A 2,057-nucleotide genomic window follows, 5' to 3' on the forward strand; every position below is an offset into this window, starting at 1 on the left:
GCCACCATGCTGCCCAGGTGGTCGTGGTGGAAGTAGTTGGTTGCCGTAGGCGCTGTGCTGCCCAAGGTGCCGGTACGCTGCACAAACATGGCAAACACCAGGCCGCCGGCGCTGACGTAATGCTTGTTCTCGGTGATGCCGGTGGCCAGCAGCTCTTTCTCAAAGCTCAGGCCCAAACTGTCTTCACCGTTCAGGTACCAGGTGGTGCCGGGCTTGGGCCCGCCGACCACGGTCTGCTTGATGCGCTGGTGCTCGGGGCCGTAGACGAAGGCCAGGTTGCGGTCCACCGGGCCTGCCGTGCTGCCCGACATGTTGCCGAAGGTGATGGTGGCCGGCATGTTGAAGCTGGTATACGTCTCGCCGCGGTAGGTGTGGCGGTTGTTGGGCGTGTCCAGGCTGACGGTGTATTCCAGGTTGCCGTTGCCGACGGTGACGCCATTGACGCTTTGGGCCGTTGGCTTGTAGTCGTCAAAGGTGTAAACCAGCTGGCGCGTGCCGGTGAAGGCGATCTGGGCACCGGGGGCCGTTTCCAGCGTGACGTTGGTCATGCGGTTGGGGCGCTGGCCGTCGTACCAGTAGCGGCCGACGTCGCTCTTGTAGGCGATGTTGCCGCGGGCGTCGTACAGCACTTCGGTGCTGGTCGGCGGGCTGACGGCGCCGCCCAGCATGGTGTACAGGCTCAGGCGGTTCAGGCTGTCGTAGCTGAAGCTTTCCTGGGTACCGACGCCGGCGGTGTTGTCGGCGCGGGTGGTGAGGTTGCCCAATGAGTCGTAGCCGTAGCTCTGGTTGAGCACATTGCCTGTACTCTGGCCGTCTTTGGTGGCGGTCTGGCCGTTGAGCTTGCCGGTGGCGGCGTTGTAGGCCTTGACGGTGGTGACCTGGTTGCCCTGTTTGTACTGGGTGATGTGGCCCTGGGCGTCGACGGCCAGCACTTCGTAGCTGACGGTCTGGGTAAAGCCGTTGGTGCCACCACCGTTGACTTGTTTTAAGTAACCGGTGGCGCTGTAGACGTAGCTGGCCTGGTAGCCGGTGGGCCAGGTTCTTTGGGCCAGGCGGCCGGTGTTGGCGTCGTACACCACGCTGGTGATGGCCGGGCTCGCGGGGTTGTCCATCACGGTGGAGGTGGCGCTCGGCCGGCCCAGGGCGTCGTAGGTGTGCACGCGTTGGTAGCCGTTGTCGGAGACGGCTTCGCAGAGCTTGCCTACGCCTTTGCCGCAGGCGCTGTTGTCAAACTTCTTGTCGTAGCTCCACTGGCTGACCAGGTCGGGCTCGGTGCGCTGGGTCATGCGGCCCAGAGCATCGTAGGCCATGCTGACGGTCTGGCCCAGGCTGTCCCGTTGCCAGACGAGCTCGCCAAAGACGTTGTAGCGGTACTCCCAGGCGCCCATGGCGGGGTCGGCCATGCTGATTTTCTGGCCGCGCTGGCTGTACACCACGGTGGTGATGGAGCCGGCGGCATTGGTCTGGGTCAGATGGCCCAGGGCGTCGTAGCTGTAGTTGACGGTCTGGCCTTGGGCATCGGTGACCTGGGCAACCTGGCCTTGGGCGTTGCGGGTGCTGGTTTTGGTCTGGTTTTTGCTGTTGGTGACGGTGGTGCTCAGGCCGGTGAAGCTGATGGTGGTGACGGCCACGCCGCCGGGGGCGTCGGGGTCGGGGCTTTCTTCGCGGGTGACGCGGCCCAGCACGTCATAGGTATAGCTGCCCCAGTAGGCGGTGCCGCCTGTGAGCTGGTAGACGTTGGACTTGCGGGCGACGCGGCCCAAAGCGTCGTATTCGGTGTCTTGCACCAAGGTGGGGGCGGTGCCGGCACCGCCGCCGTCATAACCCTGGGTCTGCACGCGCACGGCACGGTTCAGGGTGTCGTAGTACTGGCGTTTCTCGGGGGCGCTGGGCGTTGCATTGGCGGCAAAGCTTTGTTCGATGGCCAGCCAGGTAATCGTTGCGCCTGCAATCGGGCCGGGGCAGCTCATGCCGGCGTCGGTGCACAGTTGGTAGGCCCAGGTGGTATACGTTGCGTCGGCGCGGGTTTCTTTGGTCTTCCTGCCGAAGCCGTCGTA

The 2,057-nt window shown here is 64.6% G+C and carries 1 pseudogene; it reads right to left on the reverse strand.

Annotation, left to right across the window (positions count from 1 at the left end):
- Positions 1–2,057 (reverse strand): annotated as a pseudogene (locus B0B52_RS16275) (RHS repeat protein); the annotation flags it as partial.

Origin of the sequence: Polaromonas sp. A23, assembly GCF_002001015.1 — a bacterium.
Lineage (GTDB): Bacteria > Pseudomonadota > Gammaproteobacteria > Burkholderiales > Burkholderiaceae_C > Polaromonas.